This window comes from Robinsoniella sp. RHS, from assembly GCF_001029355.1.
Lineage (GTDB): Bacteria > Bacillota > Clostridia > Lachnospirales > Lachnospiraceae > Robinsoniella > Robinsoniella peoriensis.
In genome coordinates this window covers 1-18,946 of record NZ_JNGB01000081.1, presented here as the reverse complement: position 1 = coordinate 18,946, position 18,946 = coordinate 1, and the positions used below count along the sequence as shown (strand labels likewise).

Here is an 18,946-nt window from a genome sequence, read left to right as displayed (position 1 = left end):
ATTGTGAAGAACATCCCGCTCGATGATAGGGCGGGATGTTTTTGTGTATATTGGGAAGAGTAAGTGTTATTTTATTAATACTTTTGATGTTTTGCTATAAGGACCAAAAATTTTTTTTCTACCTATTTTTTTGTAAGCGCGTATTTTAATATAATAAATTTTATTTGAGGATAAATGATTAATCGTTTTTGAAGTTCCGCTAAAATTAGTAGTTTTTTTGTTTTTAAATGTTCTGCTTAGTGAATAAGTGAATTGATATCCACTGGAAGAAAATGCTTTTTTTATTCGTAAAGATAATGATCTTTTTTTGTAACAGCTTAAGCTGCGTATGGTAGGAGCTTTTGGTGCAATGTAGAAATTCAAATTTTTCGTTCCATAATAATTTCTTTTTCCCTTGATAATGATCGATGCTTTGCCTGGCTTTTTATTGTTTTTATAATTGATGCTATAATCTGCATTCATTTTGAGCAGTTTGTTGTTTAGTATAAGCTTAATTGATGGCTTTTGTGATCTTCCATTATAGGTTCTCTGTTTGATGGAGGATGTTATCGCTTTTGAGATATTCTTACGTAATAGTTTAGGAATATTAGTCAGATCTGTTTTACCACAAATACTGCAGGTTCTGGTTTTACTACCTGTGCGAACATAAGTAGCCTGACGTTTTATTTTCCAATTACCATATTTGTGAGGGAGTCGTTGGATGTCCTCGTACTGTATTAGTTGTGTGCATATGTTACAGGTTAATAATTTTTTTCCATTTGACTGACAAGTTGGTTGTCGGTTTATAATCCATTTACCAGGACGATGCGATGATTTATTAATAATCTGCTGTTCACTGGTATGACATAAATGACATGTATGCATTTTTATTCCTTGTGATGTGCAGTTTGGTTCGGTTAATATGATCCAGTCATTAAACTGATGTTGTAATTTAGATAAAGTCCGTGTTTCTATATGGTTACACTTTAAGCAAGTATGGGATTGTGAACCTCCTTTCGTGCAAGTCGCGGCAATCGTATCTTGCCAAGGACCAAAGGAATGACTTAGGCTGTCACATATAATTTCTCCAGTATTAGTGTTTAAGTAGTAAATCTTATTATCATAAGTTAGTTCTGCTTCTTTATAAATAGAATGATCAGTTTTGATAAAATAAAGTTTATTATCAATAGATTCAATTCCAGAGTTAGTTAACATTTTTCCAGTGTCAGTGAAAAAATAATATGTCTTTCCATCAGCATCTTGGAATCCAGTTTTCATTATATGGTCTTCACCGAAATAGTATTTGTATTGATTAATCTGTTGCAAACCAACTACTAAATTTCCGCTTATATCATAGTAATATTTTTTATTATTACAAAGATACCAATTTTCAATCCGAGATACGGCTTTCTCATAGTCAACGATAACGGGGGTCTCCGTATCTATTTTGGTTCCTCCATTTTCATTTATGTTAGTGGTTAAAAAGTCTTTAAGAAAACCATTTTTTATTTTATCAGTTTCCACATACAATTTGCTGCCACGGGCAAGACGATCAAATGCACTCTGTGATAATTTTATTGGAGATGAAAATTGTAATATAAACTCTATGGGGATTTGAGTTTCTTCAAAAGCATAAGAGTAAATATTATTTACAGTAGCTGGAATATTAATCAGTTTTGTATGAGTTATTCCATTAAAAGCAAAACTGGAAATAGATTTTACTCCATATGGAATGCAGTATTCATCTAATGGATATGAAGCAGGGTATACTACTAACATATATTCATTTTCATTTTTAAAAAATAGAATTCCATTTTCATCATATAGTATAGGATTACCTTTTTCTACAAATATTTGTTTTAGGGTGAAGCAATTAAATGTAACATATTTTGGACTAAGATTGGTAAGAGTCTTGGGGTACATAATCGTTTCAATACTATGCATTTCGTAAAAGGCATAGTCCTTAATAGTAGTAACCTTAGTTAATGTAATGGTTTTTAAGAACGCATTATTATAAAAAGCATCTTCTTCTACACTGAGAACACTTTCCGGTGAAGTATAGGAGTCATTTTGATACATTGCCGGGTAAAGAATTAGTCTGGTACCATCTTTGGATAAAAGTGCGCCATCTTCTACTTTGTAATATTGGTTTCCTTCTGCTACGGTAATGAGTTCAAGTTTATGGAGTGTATGATCTTCATCAAAATGCACCAATGAAGCCGGAAGATCAATCCTTCTGGCGGCAGCTTTTGACAATGCCCCATTATGAATATAAGTAACACCTTCTGGAATGGAAATAGTACCGGAAATGCCTGTTAATTTACTACTTTTACCAATTTCAGTAACTGAATATTCCACGTTTTTATAACTTGCAGTCCAAGGTTTGGAAGTATCCCCATAGATAAAGTTACCGTTGGGATCACTCTGGGCTTTATCTATTAGCATAGCAGTTGGTTTCTCACCGACGGTTAAAATCTGATATATGCCAAAAGTGGTACTGAAAGTATCTCCAACCTGCGCTGGCTGCTCGGATTGTGAGAATATAATATCAGAGGAGGCTTGAATATTATTTTCTGATTCCCCTGATGTTTTAACATGATCAGATCTGCTATCACTGCTATTCGGCTCGGTTAAGGATTCTGTAATTTCGGCTTCTTCAGTTGCAATTAATTCATTTTCAACGGTAATTTCAGAAACAGAAGATGCTTTTTCTGTTTCTGATAGATGCTTGTTTATTTGTTTTTGAAATTCAACAGGTACATCAAATTCATCAGTGTCAATTTCAACAGGAATTTCTGATTCAATAGGATTCCCCACTTGGGACGCTTCTGATTCCACATGATCAGAAGCAGCAAATGCAATATTGGATATCCCCAATGAGATTGTTATAGTTATTGTTAAGATCTTTGTAAATAACTTGACTTTCATAATTTTACTCCCTTCATACAGAAACCATGAACGGTTTCCAAATCTATATTATGGACAACAATTTAAAATGCTTTACGGCATAGAAAATCTTCAGTATATGCTATATATTATCTTATTGTGGGATTTTAATATTAATAAGAACTCCTTTATAAATCTAAAGGATAAAAAGGAATAGATCAAAAGACAAATATGATTAAGTTAGCTGTGTAAGCTTTTTCTTATGTAAGACGAATACACGTGGTTCATTCTAAATAAAATTGTGGATATTAATTATTAATATGATATTACCAACTTTGCAATGTGTGAGCGGGAGTGCAATGGGATAAATAACATATTTATATTGTTTTTATTATACATGAAAAGACATAAGGTAATCAATCATTTTCTATCAAAAATTTCAGCTGATTTTCCGGAAGTATTTTTACCTGCTTAGCTTCCTTAGGATTATGCATTTTAATAATTATATTATTTTCTATAGCTGCAATATAGCATAGTGATCCTGAAAGGTTCTTCTGCCATACGTTAATCCAAAGTCCCGGTATCTTGTGCTTTTGTTCTTGTATCTTTGAAGGGAAGCTATTATACTGGAATTAACAAAAATGGAAGGCAGGAATACAAAATGCTTAAGGTAGCTGTTTGCGATGATGAGAAATTAATCGTTCAGCAGATTAGAGATTATATAAAGAATTTCCGGATGTTATGTCTGGTGGATGCCTATGAGAGCGGGGAAGAATTGCTTAGGGGGCATAAGGTATATGATGTTATTTTCCTTGACATCGATATGAAAGGGATCAATGGAATTAAAACCGCACAGAAGATAAGAAGCTACGATAAAAAGGTGAAAATTATCTATGTAACAGGATATGATGATTACCGGAATTATGCTTTCTCAGTACATGCTTTTGCGTATCTGATTAAACCGGTAAGCCCGGAAAATATTCACAGGCAGTTGGAAGAGGTTGTGGCATATACGGCGGAGGAGGAGCCGGAGCAGATGCTGCGGTTAGAGACGGAAGATGGGGTACATGAGATAAATGTGAAGGATATTTATTATTTTGAGTATGCTGACCGGAAAATACTGATCAGGACGAAAGCAGGAGTTTTACGGATGCATGGCAGTATAACGTCAATGGCAGTAAAGATGGAATCGTATGGTTTTTATATGCCTCATAAAAGTTTTTCTGTTAATTTGTTTTATGTCAAGACGATTAAAGGCTATGATATTCATATGATGGATGGAAGTATGATTCCCCTTTCACAGAAGAAGTCCGTGGAGTTTAGGGAAAAGTTGAGCCATTATATGGCTAACCGTATTTGATGGAGGGCAGTATAAAAAATGGCTATTTTAAATGTGGTATTGGGAATTATGGAATTGAGCGTGATGATTTATTGTGCATATTATTTTATGAGCCATATTGAACGGAATATTTACAGGGCAAAATGGTGGTATATAGCAGCATTCTTTGTTTATGGTATGATTATTATTTTAGGTGTGATATTTAGAAGTACTAGTTTAAGCATGGTCTCGGGAATTTTGTATCTGGCGGTGATGGGGCACTTCTTATTTAACAGTAATATGCTGTATATTGTCTATTATGCTATGTTTACACTGATAGGGGTTTTGGGACAGTCGGCTATTTTGAATCTGTCTGCACTGTTTATTCCTTCCATGGATATAAACAGCGCTCTTTTAATGGCGAATATTGCGTTGATGCTAAAAATAGTGCTGTATCTTTTACTGACAAAATTCATGGTGTTTTTTGTGAACAGGAAGAAGATAAATAAAATTAATAAATGGCAACTGATCAGTATGTATATGGTGCCGGTATGGAGTGTCATATTTCTGCTCTCATTGGTTCAGGTAGGAGCAGTTTATATCCAGTTGTATGGGATTACTGTCATTGCGGTTAACATCGTGCTGCTTTTGATTCTGGATGTTTATTTTATTTATCTGGGCGGATATATTTCCAAATCTAATGAATTGGAAAAAGAGCTGCAATTGTATCATCAGCAGAATGAACTGCAATACAAATACTATGGGGATCTGGAGAAGAAATATCAGGATTCCCGGAAGGTACTGCATGATATGAAGAACCATCTCATAGCTGTGGAGCAGCTGTACCATATGCAGGAGTCAGATGCAGGGAATACTTATGTGAAGGATATGCATCATATGTTAAATGTCCTGGGAGAGCGGTTTTATACCAATCATAAAATGTTAAATATTATTTTGAATGACAAATTGAGTAATGCAGAACGGGATGGAATTGATACAGCGGTTGAAATAGGTGAGGTCAGTCTGGAATTTATGAAGGATATTGATGTGACAACCGTGTTTGCTAATCTGCTGGATAATGCAATTGAAGCAGCCAAAAGAGTGGGTGAACACCCGTATATACGAATTAAGATGAATTATTTTAATGAATTTGTTGTTATTAGTATTCGCAATTCACTTCTGGCTGAGGGAGCATTGATTTCAGCCCAAAGCGGTGAGACGCATAGAAGCCGCCATATTCCTAAAGGGAGCCACCATAACCGTAAAGGGAGCCGCCACATGGGATATGGGCTGCAAAATGTAAAGAAAACCCTGGAAAAATATAACGGAACAGTGCAGACAGGAAGCTCCGACTGCGAATTTCAGGTAAATATAACATTGCCAAAACCGGAAAGGAGATAAGACACTAAATCTGCTGGAAATGGATAGGGAATGGAGAGAGAGAAGGGCGGCAAATCTTGAATGGTTTGCAGGATTCTTCACAATTTCATAAAAGGGCGGATGCCGGGTAATCACTTTTGTGGTGCCCGGCTTTTGTTTTGTTGAATTCTTCCGTTAAGTGCTGGGAATTACCCTGATAAATAGTGGATTTACCAAACTGCCACACAGAAAAAAGGCGGACTTTTTATTTTTTGGATATTTTGCTTGACAAATGAGAAAAACTTTTGTAAAATATGTTTAAAATAACTTTTGGAAAATATATTTACAAAAGATATTTCAAAACTAAACGGATAATGATGCGTCATAATAAGACGCGTCTAAAGCGGAAATGATGCCAGCAAAATGATATGAACAGATAGGAGGAATTATGGAGCAAATGGAGCAAATGGAGAAAAGGATGAAGGCAGCTTATATGGACGGAACATTTCAGATCATATACCGTGACATTGAGAAACCAGAGCCGGAAGAAAATGAAGTTTTGGTCAGAATTGAATATGTAGGAATCTGTGGATCAGATGTTCATTTTTACGAAAATGGAAGAATTGGAGATTTTGTTGTTGACGGACCATTTATCCTGGGACATGAAGCGGCAGGCATAGTAGTGGAAACAGGAAGTAAAGTTACTGATTTGAAAAAAGGAGACAGGGTGGCACTGGAGCCAGGTATTACCTGCGGAAAATGTGAATTTTGTAAGACAGGAAGATATAATCTGTGCCCGGACGTAAAGTTCTTTGCAACCCCGCCTTATCATGGGGTACTGACAGAATATGTGGCACATCCTTCTGATATGTGCTTCAAGCTGCCGGAGAAGGTGTCCACAAAAGAAGGAGCATTGGTAGAACCTCTGGCTGTAGGGCTTCATGCCGCAGCACAGGGAGAGGTTGAGCTTGGGGACAGCGTGGTGATACTTGGGGGCGGATGCATCGGACTGGTGACATTACTTGCATGTAAAGCCAGAGGTGCAGCAAATGTAATTGTTGTGGATATGCTTCAGAAACGTTTGGAATATGCAAAGAAACTGGGTGCAAACCATACGGTTAATGCGAAAGAGATGAACGTAGAAAAGGAATTGGAACGGCTTTTAGACGGAAAAGGGGCAGATGTTGTTATAGAAACGGCAGGTGCGGTAAAGACCATACAGCAGACACCGGAAATGGCAAAAAGAGGCGGTACGATTGTACTGGTAGGAATGGCGCCCCAGGATGTCATAGCATATGATTTTGCAAAAATAATGGCGAAAGAACTGAATATTAAGTCCGTATTCCGCTATCGAAATCTGTATCCGGTAGCAATCGCGGCAATTGCAGACGGGAAAATTGATGTTGGACAGATTGCAACGCATGAATTTGATTTTAATAATGTTAAATTGGCATTTGACACTGTGATTGATAATGCACAGGATGTTGTAAAAGGGGTAATTAAGGTTTCCTGACCTGTTTTAAAAGCCGGATCGCTGGATATTACAAATGATAAATATCAGCAGCAGAGCTATCCAGAGAGGTGCAGGAGGCGGCAGTAGAAACAGGCAGCAAATAGAAGTGTGTAAACCAGAATGGGAGGAAAACCAATGAAAGCAGTAGTGTACAGTGAACCAAGAAAATTTTCAGTCACAGAAATTCCAAAACCGGAGGTAAAAGAAAACCAGGTACTGATTAAAGTAAAATCCTGCGGGATATGCAGAACAGATGCCCATATTCATGAAGGGGAATTTATAGCCAGATTTCCACTGACACCGGGACATGAATTTGCAGGTGAGATTGTGGAAACGGGATGTGCCGTGAAGGGATTTACAGTGGGGGACAGGGTGACGGGAGATAATACCGTATTATGCGGAGAATGCTATTATTGTAGAAGAAATATGCCGTTATTCTGTGAAAATTTTTACTCACTGGGATGCAATGGACCCGGTGGTTTTGCAGAGTATGTGGTGGTAAATTATGATAAGGTTTTTCCAATCAGTGACAAACTTAGCTTTGATGAAGCCTGTTTCGCTGAACCACTCGCCTGCGCCATCCATGGCATGGATGTGATTGATGTCCAGTGCGGTGATGATGTCCTGATTTTTGGAGCTGGCCCCACCGGAATATTATTAACCCAATTGATACACCAGGGAGGAGCTGCAAATGTGGTAGTCTGTGCATCCTCAAAGGCAAAGCTGGATCTGATTGAGAAAAATGGTTATGCCAAAACAGTTTTGATGGACAGGAATGACTATAGTGTTCACACAGAGCAGCTGAATCAGATGTTTCCGAAAGGATTTGATGTGGTAATCGATGCAACCGGGGTACCGGCAGTACTTGAACAATGCCTGAATTTTCCTAAGGCAAAAGGGAAAATCGTGGTTTATGGAGTTGCCGGAAATGAGGATACAATCCGAATAAAGCCTTATCAGATATTTGAAAAAGAATTAAAATTAATAGGATCTTTTGCCCAGACACATTGTTTTGACCGGGCTGTTAAATTTATGGAAGAGGGCATTGTTAAAGTGGATGACCTGGCAAGCCATCATTATTCCCTGGATGATTTCGATAAAGCAATGGATCAGATGTTAAATGGCAGAGGACAGATGAAAATTATTATTCATCCAAATGAATAGAGCGATTTTGACGGCTTGTGGCTACCAGCAGGAGAAATCAGGCTGAATTATGCAAAAAGAGGAGGGATTACTTCTTCATGGCAAATGAAATTATTCTGGAAATGAAGAATATTACAAAAGAGTTTCCCGGGGTGAAAGCACTTGATAATGTAAAGCTGACACTGAAAAAAGGTGAGGTACATGCACTGATGGGGGAAAATGGTGCAGGAAAATCTACCTTAATGAAAATTTTGTGCGGTGCTTATACTAATGATAAAGGAAACATCTCTGTAAAAGGAAAAGAGGTGAGCTTCCATTCCACAAAAGATGCAATTGATCATGGAATTACGATGATCTATCAGGAACTGAACCTGGTTCCTGAAATGACAATTGCAGAAAACATCTTTCTTGGAAGGGAAAGCAGCAGGGCAAAATGCCTGATAAATAAATCCGAGATGAATCGGAAAGCAAAGGAACTGCTGGATGAGCTTGGAATGTCCGTGTCACCCAAGATGATTTTAGGAGAATTGACCGTTGCCGGACAGCAGATGATTGAAATTGCAAAAGCAGTTTCCTATCACTCCGATGTTATGATCATGGATGAACCAACCTCTGCAATTTCGGAAAAAGAGGTAGAACAGCTATTTCGCATTATCCGATCACTAACGGAAAAAGGCGTAGCTATCGTATATATATCACATAAAATGGACGAAATATTTCAGATTGCCGATACCATAACCATTTTAAGGGATGGACAATGGGTTTTATCAAAGCCGGCTTCAGAGTTAGATGACGGACTGTTGATTCAGGGAATGGTTGGACGCGAGCTTGGTGACTATTATCCGAAAAAGGCTGCGAAAATTGGGGAAACAGTATTTAAAGTAGAGGGGCTGGATGATGGAAGACTAATCCGGGATATTTCCTTTGATGTAAAAGCAGGTGAAGTTTTAGGATTTGCGGGTTTAATGGGGGCAGGCAGAACAGAAACAGCAGAGATGGTATTCGGACTCCGAAAGAAAAAACAGGGGACGCTATACCTGGAAGGAAAAAAGATCAAGGTCGTTAATCCCAATCAGGCGGTAAAAGAAGGAATTGCATATGTGCCGGAAGACCGGAAGCTCAGAGGTCTGAATTTAATTGGCAGTGTAAAGGACAATATTGTAATATCCGATCTGAAGAGACTGAATAAGAAATTATTTTTGAACACCAGAAAGCTGAATAAAGTAGCGGATGAACAGATTAAGCTGCTGTCAATCAAGACACCTGACAGGGAGGCACTTGCCCTGAACCTGTCAGGAGGAAACCAGCAGAAGATTGTTTTTGTAAAATGGCTGCTGACGAATCCGAAAGTGCTGATATTGGATGAACCAACGAGAGGGATTGATATTGGAGCAAAAACGGAAATTTATGAACTGATCAACCAACTGGCGGCAAAAGGAATTGCAGTTATCATGATTTCATCAGAGATGCCGGAAGTGCTTGGAATCAGTGACCGGATACTGGTATTTAGTGAGGGGCGGATTACCGGAGAGCTAAAGAGAGAGGAATTCAGTCAGGAATTGGTTATGCAGTATGCAACGCCACACAAGGAGGGACAGGAATGACAGAGAAAACCGCAAATCAAATGACAAAACGGTTAAATGGCAAAGATCTATTTAATAAATATGGTATTCTGATGGTGTTTTTAATTCTATTTGTGCTATTAACACTAATTACCAATACCTTTTTTACATCCAGAAACCTGATCAATGTATTAAAGCAGGTGTCAATTAACGGTATTATTTCTGTGGGAATGATGTGCGTACTGTTGACAGGAGGCATTGATTTGTCCGTTGGATCAATCGTGGCACTATCGGGTATTGTAGCCACGACCTTTGCCCATCCGGGAGAATATCCCGTGATTGTACCCATTATCCTTGGGGTTCTGGCAGGAGCAGCCTGTGGTGTAGTAAACGGTACACTGGTAGCATTTTTAAACCTTCCGGCATTTATTGCCACCCTTGGAATGCTGTCTGTCGCATCGGGAGTTGCGTTGGTTTTAAGCAAAGGACGTCCGATCAGTAATCTGAGTGAACAGTTCCGTTACATTGGAGGGGGAACAATACTGGGGCTCCCTATATTGATCTACATATTAGCTGCAGTATTTCTGATTGGGTATCTGATATTATCCTGGACAAAATTTGGGCGGTATTTATATGCTATCGGTGGAAATGAAGATGCTGCGAAAGCATCTGGATTAAGTGTAGCAAGAATTAAACTATTTGTATATATGATTTCCGGAATCTGTGCAGGGCTGGCCGGAACTGTTCTGGCATCCCGTATCAATGCAGGCCAGCCAAATTCAGGAGAAGGCTATGAACTGGATGCCATAGCGGCAGTCGTAATCGGAGGCACCAGTTTAAACGGAGGAATAGGAAAAGTGTCAGGGACAATCCTTGGAGTATTGATTGTGGGGGTTATCAATAACGGTATGGACCTACTGAACATTTCTTCCTATTATCAAAAGATTGTCAAGGGGTCTATTATTGTACTGGCTGTACTATTAGACCGCATAACAAAAAATAAAAACAAATAAAAAGGAGATCAAGGTATGAAGAAAAGAGTGGCAGCATTAACGATGGTTTGTGTACTCGCAACAATTTCACTTGCAGCCTGTGGGACGGCGGATTCAAAAGGGACAACAGAGGGCGGCTCATCGGCTAAGACAGAGGCAGGTACAACAGAAGCAGCAAAGCCGGAAACAGCAAAATCAGAAGCGGAAGCGGATGCAGCGGATGCGGTGGATGAAGCCATTACGGAAGCAGCAGGTAAGGCTTCCGGTGAAAAATATAAGATTGTATTTTCTTCCTATAGCCAGACCGCACAATTCCAGGTACTGCTTGCGGAAGCCATGCAGGATTATGTCAGTGAAAAATATGCGGACACTGTGGATTTCAGTGTTTTAGACGGAAATATGGATTCTGCAACCCAGGTGGGCCAGATCGATAACCTGATTGCACAGAATGTGGATGGAATTTTAATCTGTCCGATGGACGGGGATGCACTGGTCCCGGCAGTAGAAGCTGCAAATGAGGCAAAGGTTCCGTTGATTACAGTAAATGCCCAGGTAAATTCCGATGAGGTCCTGGCGCATGTGGGTTCCGATGATATCGTTGCAGGAGAACTGGAAATGCAGTATGTAGCAGATCAGCTGAATGGTAAAGGAAATATTGTGATTTTACACGGACCAAATGGTATCTCCGCAGAAGTACTGAGAAGAGAAGGCTATGAAAATATATTAAAAAAATACCCGGATATTAAAGTTTTAAGCGAACCAACCTGCAACTGGTCCAGAGAAGAGGCTCTGTCCACAACAGAGAACCTCTTACAGGGAGCCGATGAGATTCAGGCAATCGTAGCACAAAATGATGAAATGGCGATGGGAGCACTGCAGGCAGTCCTTGATAACGATATGGGCGATAAAATCATTGTAACAGGAATTGATGCCATTGACGATGCAAAAGCGGCAATTGAAGCAGGAACTCTGTCAGCGACCGTATTCCAGGATGCAAAGGGACAGGCAGAAGCCGGCATTGATGAGATACTGGATATTGTGAAGGGCGGAGAACCCAAAGATGTATCAATCCCGTATGTTCTGGTAACCAAAGATAATATAGCCGATTATAAATAGAATAAAGAAGAGGGGTTTGTATGAAAAGAGGCGGGGTAATCAATAAAAAACTCAGTGAACAAATAGCAGGATTGGGGCATACGGATTATTTTATGATATGCGACGCAGGCTTTCCCATTCCGGAAGGCGTGGAGAGAGTGGACCTTGCGCTTGCATTTCAGATTCCAACGCTTAAGCAGTGTTTAAAAACCGTGTTGGATGAGGTTGTTGTTGAAAAGGTTTGCATAGCCGAAGAGATGGAGATATATAATCAAGACGGCTATGGGTTTGTTAAAAATGTGTTTGTGAACCAACCGGTGGAATCTATGCCCCAAAACTTACTTGCCAGGATGGCAAAAAAATGCAGGTTTATTTTAAGAAGCGGTGAACTGGCTCCTTATTCCAATGTAATAATGCAGGCAGCATCAGGCGTTGAAGAATATAAAAAAGCATTTATTATTGATATGGATCAGATAACTTAGAGCTATGAAAATGAAAAAGCGGAACATGCTCTGTGTTCCGCTTTTGATAGTTCTAGGCTCTGGCAGTTCAAAAAATTTGAATACGCAATATAATTGTGAATTCTCCAAACTGCCATGCGGACGCTATATACGACTGTTTTTATGGAAGAAAAATTTATACAGAAAAGATGTGACTTTACGAATATGGAAGAATTTGGTATAATGGAACAAATAATTTTAGAAACCCCGGTGGCTAGAAAGGGGAAAATAGGGATAGTGAGTATGAAGAGTACCAGCATGGAATTAAAAAAGATCAACCGTAACAATATCTATCGGCTGATTCTGAATGACAAGAAGATATCAAAGCAGGATGTTGCCTATAAACTGCGTCTAAGCCTTCCAACCGTAAGTCAGAACCTGTCAGAATTAATGGAGATGGATTTAATTGAGGAAACAGGAACCTTTGAATCGACAGGAGGCAGAAAAGCAAAGTGCCTCTCCTGTAATGGGCGTGCGAAGGTGGGAATTGGACTTGATATAACCAAAAACCATATCTCCCTGGCAATTGTGGATCTGACAGGAAATATGGTGGACTGTATCCGGGTCAGACGTACTTTTGAGGCGGACAAGGCATATTATGAAGAGATACGGTCGCTTTTAGAGCAGATCGTTGAGAAAAACCAGATTGACCCCAAAACGGTGCTGGGAGTTGCAGTGACACTGCCGGCGATAATCGGTGGGGATCGAAAGAGTATCCCACAGGTGTATTTATTCTCTCTTCCTCCTGATTTTTATGAGGAATTAAAAGAGTATATCCCATACCCTTATACTTTTTATAATGATTCAAACGGAGGCGGATTCGCTGAAATGTGGTATCGGGAAAAAGGAAAGAATATTCTGTATCTGTTTCTGGGGCCTACCGTGGGAGGTGCCATTTTGCTGGATGACAAGATTTATTATGGAGATAACCAGAGGAGCGGGGAATTCGGACACACAACGCTGGTGCCGGGCGGTAAGAAATGTTACTGCGGAAAAGAAGGATGTGCGGATGCATATCTGGCTTCCTCCATCTTATCGGATCAAACCGATGGGAGTCTGGAAAGATTTTTTAAGCTTCTGGATGCAGGCGACGACCATTGCAGGAAAATATGGGAAGAGTATGTGTATTATCTTTCTGTACATATTAATAATCTGAGAACATTTTTTGACTGCAAGGTAGTATTGGGCGGTTATGTCGGCGGATATATTAAGAAGTATATTAAGGATATCCAGATCCAGGTAGCCGGGCGGAATACCTTTGAAAATGATGGCAGCTATGTGGAGGCCAGTAATTTTTCCTGGTGGTCATCTGCGGTAGGCGGAGCACTGTTATATGTTTCTGAATTTATAAAAGAAGTTTAATATAATACTGATAATCAAATTGAATAGAGTTGGAATAAAGACCAGGGGAGGCAGCATGGCAGGCAGAGTCAAAAATGCAAAAATGCTTTTTTTAACAGGTTTCATTCTGCTGCTTGTACTAAGCACAGGGTGTATGAATAAAAGCACAAAGCTGGCAGAGGGATTTGATGCGGAGGAATTAAAGAAGGCTTCCGAGCAGGTAGTGGATCAGGTTAATAAGAATGACTATGACAGTTTTATTAATGATGCAGGAGATGAAGTAGCAGAGAGTATTTCACAGGAGAAGTTTGAAAATGAGGTTGTGGCATATGCGAACAGCAAGGGAGCCTTTCAATCTTACGGAAAGCAGGCCGTTATCGGGAAGAAGTATGAGAAAACAGGAGAAGACTGCGGTGTAGTGGTAATGGCAGCGGAATATGAAAATGGAACAATACAGTATACCATAAGCTTTACAAAAGAAATGAAATTGAATGGGCTGTGGTTAAAATAATAGGGTAAATCAGGAGCATGAGAATAAAATGTTCCTGATTTCTTTTTTTGTACGGATAAATTCCGGGGAGTCCAGGCAGGAGGAAGAAGGTGAATCTATGGTAAAAGCCGGCACTTTTATTTCTTTTAAAATACCCCGTGGACATTTTCCAAATATATAAATGCGGTCAGCGAGAATCATAGCTTCTTCAATGTCATGGGTTACAAAAATAATGGTTTGTTTTAACTTTTCCCAAATGGAAAGCACCAGCTGCTGCATTTGAAAACGCAGCATGGGATCCAGGGCAGAGAAAGGTTCATCCATTAAAAGAAGCTGGGGATGCAGGATTAAAGTGCGTGCAAGGGCAGTCCGCTGCTGCATACCGCCGGATAATTCGTTTGGATAATAATTTTCAAATCCGTTTAAATGAACCAGACCGATGTATTCACGGATAGTCTCTTCCTGATCTTTTTTGGAAATGTGCCTGCGGTTTAGGCCATAAGCGATGTTTTCCCGGACATTCATCCATGGAAAAAGAACTGGTGCCTGGAATACGACCCCGCGGTTAGAAGCAGGACCGGTGATTGCCTGATTTTCCAAAAGCATTTTTCCGGTGTCCGGGATCTCAAATCCTGCAATCATATTCAGAAGTGTGGTTTTTCCACAGCCGCTTGGTCCCAGAAGCGCTACAATTTCATTGGGATTTACGGATATGTTCAGGTCCTGAAATACACAGATAGAATCCTGAAAAGAGGAGCGGTAGCTTTTTGATACGTTTTGAACGGTTAAAAGATTATGGACCATGAGAAACTCCTTTTTATATACAATTTAATGCAGCTTAAATTTATTTAGCATTACACTTTTTGACAGGATAAAACAGATTGCAGATTTTTACCAGCAGAAAATCTGATACTTTGCCGGTTACTGCGATAACCGCCATGCAGGCAAGTACGATATCCACATGTCCAAGCATGCGGGCATCTGTCATGATAGCGCCAATACCCTTTGTAACACCGGTGACTTCACCCAAAACCAGGTAAGCCCAGGAGATTCCAAGGCCCAGGCGAAGACCTACTAGAACGGAAGGGAATGCACTGGGCAGGGTCACCGTCCAAAAAAGGGAAAAAGAACCTGCACCCATCATTTGACCTGCACGCAGATAGGTATCAGGAACTTCTTTTGCACCTTGGGCTGTGTTCATATAGATTGGGAAAAAGGTAGCAAGGGATATGAGAAAATGCGTACTTTTTTCGCCAACGCTGAACCAGACAATTGCTATGGGCAGCCATCCGATACCCGGAACTGCTCTCAGAGCATGGACAAACGGATCAAATACTTTCTGCAGCAGGCGGACTCTTCCGGTGAGAAAGCCCAGGATTACGCCAAGCAGTGCGGCGGTCAGAAACCCTTTTAAGACGCGGAAGCAGCTAATCCACAAATTATCAAAGAGTTTACCGGAGTAGGGAGTAACTTTTGAATTACCCAAAATAAAATCAATAATTACGTTCCAGAGTTTCTGGGGAGAGGGGAGTACATATTCTGGAACAGCCCCTCTGCTGGTAGCCAGGTACCAGAGCAGAAGGAGAATTCCGGGAATTAATAATCCCCACAGACCAGAGGTTAATGTTGTCAGAGTATTTCTTGCATGTTTTTTGTCCATAGTGCCTCATTCTTGTCATTAATTTTTCTTTGCATTTTCCAGGAAGGTAAGATCGAATAAGGAATCAATGTCAGGCATCTTTGTAATGATACCGAGATCCAGCATTTTCTGCGCCAGATTTTTGGTGTTTTGGATAAAGGCATCATCGATATCCCAGCACAGCTCGATATTGTCGGCTGCAATCTTCAGAAGATCCTTTTCTGTTCCGAATTCTTCCGCCTTATCCAGCCAGGCGTCCTGATTTTCATTTAGATACTGAGTTGCCTTGATGTGGGCATCAACCATTTTCTGAACTTCCTCAGGCTTATTTTTAATCGTGTCTTCCGTTACGATCATAGCTGCATTAATGGTTCCGATGCTGTCATCAAAATATGGATAGCTTAAGATTTTCCCATAACCATTTTTAACTGCTTCAGAAGGGTAAGGCTCGCCGCTGCAGAATGCATCAATGGTACCGTCAGCAAGTGCCTGGCCCATATCAAAGAAATCAATCCGAACCAATTCCACATCTTTTTCCGGATCGATGCCATTGCGTTCCAAAACATCTAATAATAAAGCATGATGCATGGTGCCGGGAACATATGCAATGGTCTTGCCCTTTAGATCAGCCTCGGTTTCGATTCCTGAATTTACCCCGGCTACCAGAGCAGAACACTTGTTGCACAGACTGGTTACAATGCGGACCGGTTCATTATTGGACGCAGCGGTAATGGCTGTTACCAGGGTAGTTCCGGTCATATCCAGACCGCCGGATAAAAGGGCAGTTTTCTGGTCTCCGGGATTTGTAAATGGGAGAACTTCTATACCGGAGCTTTTATCGATAAACTGGTCATAAAAGAAGGGCTGGATTGTCTGGGCGGTTTTCCAGGTACCGACTTTTAATTGCGCGGCATCTGGTGCAGCCGTATCTGCGGGGGCAGCATTTTCTTTTGCGGATGAACTTTCGGACGCTGAAGGGAATTCTTCTTTTGCATCATCCGTGGATTTTGTAAATTTTTGACAGCCGGCAGCAAATAGCATACTAAAAGTAAGTAGCAGGATCAGAAATAAAAATGTAAGTTTTCCTTTAATGGTGTGCTTTTTCATGATATGTATCCTTTCTAATAAATTATATATTCAGCCCTGAAAATTAATCGTTTCCTTCCTGATAAACGGTGTACCCATTATTTTGAAACCATTGTTTTGCTGTGTTTACATCGAACTGTTTCCACTTTTCATTTGGAAAACAGCAGGCATCTCTGGGAATGGCGCCTGTTTCTATTACAACTACATTGGCACCAAACTGAATTGCCAGCTCACTTGCCGGATGTACGCAGATTCCCGGAACTTTATAGCCGCATGCCAGCCTGGTAACTGCGATAATCTGGGCAAGTCTTTTATCACTGATCTGAGGGAATTCTCCGAGAGGAGTACCCTTGACCGGAACTCTTGCCATTGCGCCAGATACAATAGCGCCGTAATCGATAGTCATTTGGCAGATGTCTGCAATTTCTTCATTTGTATGTTCAATACCCACCGGTTCTACCAGGAAAACCAGCTTCAGGGGAGAATTTTTGCATGCATTAAGAGTTGCAGTACGCTCCTCTTTTTTAAATCGGGTATCTTTGCCTTCGCCTAAACGTAAAGAGTGATAAATGAAATCCACACCGCGTCTGGAAAGCTCGTGAGCTTTCGCAGTATCAAATTCACCGACGTTTAAACCGATTTCGTAGGTGCCCGGTACTTCTTGGCGAATCGTCTGAATGAGTGCTTCCAAAACATCCAGGCTGTAAAACTCCGTTGTTCTTAGTACAATCCAGCGTACTGTATTTTCAACATAGTATCTCACATTATCGATAATCTCTGACTCGGAAAAATCCCGTTCCACTTCAACCAATCCCCATTTTTTTCCAAGAGAGCAAAAATCGCAGTTCATCGGGCAGGCTTTAAAATCAACTCCCATAGCGCCCCAAAGGTAAGCACGTTTTTCCGTAATTGTTTGAGCAGCCTCAAAAGCTGCATTTCCAAGTGCCTCAAATGCCGGAGAGTCCAGGGGAATGGACAGAAGGTCAATCATGAGCTGCCGGTCAAGGGATTTCTGATTTAAAGCTGCATTTTTTGCATACTCGATTTTTTCTAATATATTCATTGTATTCTCCTTCAATAAGCTTTATAATAAAAGTCTAGCATATTTTGTGGAATTTTGGTGGTTAACAATATAGCTTTTTGGTAAAAATTTTAGAAAGTATAAATTTTTTACTGTTTTGTGGAGTGATTCAAAAATGATCTTGTTTTAGATCAGTGAAGCTAAAAGGAAACTGCCCGTTTCAGAAACAAAAATTCGAAAAATTGTGGAAAAATGTGTGAAAAAGTTATTGACACACACGGTGATGTGTAATATAATATCTCAATGTGACGTAGTACGTAGACGTTAAAAACCAAAGCCCCGGTGAGACGTTTTACTATAGAAACAGTTAATTATCCAAGGAGGTAAACCAATGAAGAGTTTTATGGCGAGTCCAGCAACAATTGAAAGAAAATGGTACGTAGTTGACGCTACAGGATATACATTAGGTCGTTTAGCATCAGAAGTAGCTAAAATATTAAGAGGAAAGAACAAACCGATCTTTACTCCTCACATCGATACAGGTGATTACGTAATCATCACAAATGCAGAAAAAATCCAGGTAACAGGTAAGAAATTAGATCAGAAGATTTATTATCATCATTCAGACTACGTTGGTGGAATGAAAGAGACTACCTTAAGAGAAATGTTAAACAAGAAGCCGGAAAGAGTTATCGAGCTTGCAGTTAAAGGCATGCTTCCAAAAGGACCTTTAGGAAGATCCATGATGACAAAACTTCACGTGTACACTGGTGCAGAGCATAATCATGCAGCTCAGAAACCAGAAGTATTAACATTTTAAGAAGGAGGTAAAAAACATTGGCTAATGCAAAATTCTACGGAACAGGAAGAAGAAAAAAATCAATCGCAAGAGTATATTTAGTACCTGGAACAGGTAAAGTTACTATTAATAAAAGAGACATCGACAACTATTTAGGTCTTGAGACATTAAAAGTTATCGTACGTCAGCCGTTAGTAGCTACAGAGACCAACGATAAATATGA

The 18,946-nt window shown here is 39.9% G+C and carries 17 protein-coding genes; 12 read left to right on the top strand and 5 right to left on the bottom strand.

Translation table 11 applies throughout. From position 1 onward, the window contains the following. Window positions 1-66: 66 nt before the first annotated feature. Window positions 67-2,907, bottom strand: a complete 2,841-nt coding sequence (locus RHS_RS21825; protein WP_047834365.1) for an N-acetylmuramoyl-L-alanine amidase family protein — start codon at window positions 2,905-2,907, stop codon at window positions 67-69. Between the two features lie 619 nt (window positions 2,908-3,526). Between RHS_RS21825 and RHS_RS21820 the strand changes: the two genes are divergently transcribed. The 10 genes from RHS_RS21820 to RHS_RS21775 all read left to right on the top strand — a co-directional run bounded on the left by RHS_RS21820 (window position 3,527) and on the right by RHS_RS21775 (window position 14,199). Next, window positions 3,527-4,225: a response regulator gene (locus RHS_RS21820; protein WP_047834364.1), complete on the top strand. Its 699-nt coding sequence runs from the start codon at window positions 3,527-3,529 to the stop codon at window positions 4,223-4,225. A gap of 18 nt (window positions 4,226-4,243) precedes the next feature. Further along, window positions 4,244-5,584 (top strand): sensor histidine kinase, encoded by a 1,341-nt coding sequence (locus tag RHS_RS21815; protein ID WP_047834363.1) that lies wholly within the window; start codon window positions 4,244-4,246, stop codon window positions 5,582-5,584. Between the two features lie 406 nt (window positions 5,585-5,990). After that, entirely contained in the window at window positions 5,991-7,055 is a 1,065-nt protein-coding gene (locus tag RHS_RS21810) for an NAD(P)-dependent alcohol dehydrogenase (RefSeq protein WP_242849161.1), read from the top strand. Window positions 7,056-7,190: 135 nt separating this feature from the next. Continuing rightward, the gene (locus RHS_RS21805; protein ID WP_027296317.1) at window positions 7,191-8,219 is read left to right on the top strand and encodes a zinc-dependent alcohol dehydrogenase family protein; all 1,029 of its coding nucleotides are present in this window, start codon (window positions 7,191-7,193) and stop codon (window positions 8,217-8,219) included. Window positions 8,220-8,296: 77 nt separating this feature from the next. Further along, on the top strand, window positions 8,297-9,802 hold the full coding sequence (locus tag RHS_RS21800) for a sugar ABC transporter ATP-binding protein (protein WP_047834362.1): 1,506 nt from the start codon (window positions 8,297-8,299) through the stop codon (window positions 9,800-9,802). Beyond that, window positions 9,799-10,773 (top strand): ABC transporter permease, encoded by a 975-nt coding sequence (locus tag RHS_RS21795; protein ID WP_027296319.1) that lies wholly within the window; start codon window positions 9,799-9,801, stop codon window positions 10,771-10,773. Before RHS_RS21800 ends, RHS_RS21795 begins: the two co-directional genes overlap by 4 nt. A 15-nt stretch (window positions 10,774-10,788) precedes the next feature. Beyond that, window positions 10,789-11,868, top strand: a complete 1,080-nt coding sequence (locus RHS_RS21790; RefSeq protein ID WP_044294714.1) for a substrate-binding domain-containing protein — start codon at window positions 10,789-10,791, stop codon at window positions 11,866-11,868. 20 nt (window positions 11,869-11,888) lie between these two features. Next, window positions 11,889-12,329 (top strand): D-ribose pyranase, encoded by a 441-nt coding sequence (gene rbsD / locus RHS_RS21785; RefSeq protein ID WP_027296321.1) that lies wholly within the window; start codon window positions 11,889-11,891, stop codon window positions 12,327-12,329. A 261-nt stretch (window positions 12,330-12,590) separates the two neighbouring features. Then, on the top strand, window positions 12,591-13,709 hold the full coding sequence (locus RHS_RS21780; RefSeq protein WP_395023293.1) for an ROK family protein: 1,119 nt from the start codon (window positions 12,591-12,593) through the stop codon (window positions 13,707-13,709). 55 nt (window positions 13,710-13,764) lie between these two features. Beyond that, on the top strand, window positions 13,765-14,199 hold the full coding sequence (locus tag RHS_RS21775) for a DUF3887 domain-containing protein (RefSeq protein ID WP_027296323.1): 435 nt from the start codon (window positions 13,765-13,767) through the stop codon (window positions 14,197-14,199). Between the two features lie 9 nt (window positions 14,200-14,208). On the opposite strand, the gene RHS_RS21770 is transcribed toward RHS_RS21775, so the two are convergent. From RHS_RS21770 to RHS_RS21755, 4 genes are read right to left on the bottom strand one after another with little or no spacing between them, the layout of a single operon-like run. Next, the gene (locus tag RHS_RS21770) at window positions 14,209-14,982 is read right to left on the bottom strand and encodes an ABC transporter ATP-binding protein (protein ID WP_047834361.1); all 774 of its coding nucleotides are present in this window, start codon (window positions 14,980-14,982) and stop codon (window positions 14,209-14,211) included. Window positions 14,983-15,022: 40 nt separating this feature from the next. Then, complete coding sequence (locus RHS_RS21765) at window positions 15,023-15,838, bottom strand: ABC transporter permease (RefSeq protein WP_047834360.1); 816 nt, start codon at window positions 15,836-15,838, stop codon at window positions 15,023-15,025. Window positions 15,839-15,856: 18 nt separating this feature from the next. Then, window positions 15,857-16,924, bottom strand: a complete 1,068-nt coding sequence (locus RHS_RS21760; RefSeq protein WP_377141707.1) for an ABC transporter substrate-binding protein — start codon at window positions 16,922-16,924, stop codon at window positions 15,857-15,859. Between the two features lie 43 nt (window positions 16,925-16,967). Then, complete coding sequence (locus RHS_RS21755) at window positions 16,968-17,966, bottom strand: radical SAM protein (RefSeq protein WP_047834359.1); 999 nt, start codon at window positions 17,964-17,966, stop codon at window positions 16,968-16,970. Window positions 17,967-18,315: 349 nt separating this feature from the next. On the opposite strand from RHS_RS21755, the gene rplM reads away from it, so the two are divergent. Together rplM and rpsI are read left to right on the top strand one after the other, a co-directional pair. After that, the gene (gene rplM, locus RHS_RS21750; RefSeq protein ID WP_027296327.1) at window positions 18,316-18,744 is read left to right on the top strand and encodes a 50S ribosomal protein L13; all 429 of its coding nucleotides are present in this window, start codon (window positions 18,316-18,318) and stop codon (window positions 18,742-18,744) included. A 17-nt stretch (window positions 18,745-18,761) separates the two neighbouring features. After that, the coding region (gene rpsI, locus RHS_RS21745) for a 30S ribosomal protein S9 (protein WP_047834358.1) at window positions 18,762-18,946 on the top strand (185 nt) is incomplete at its 3' end.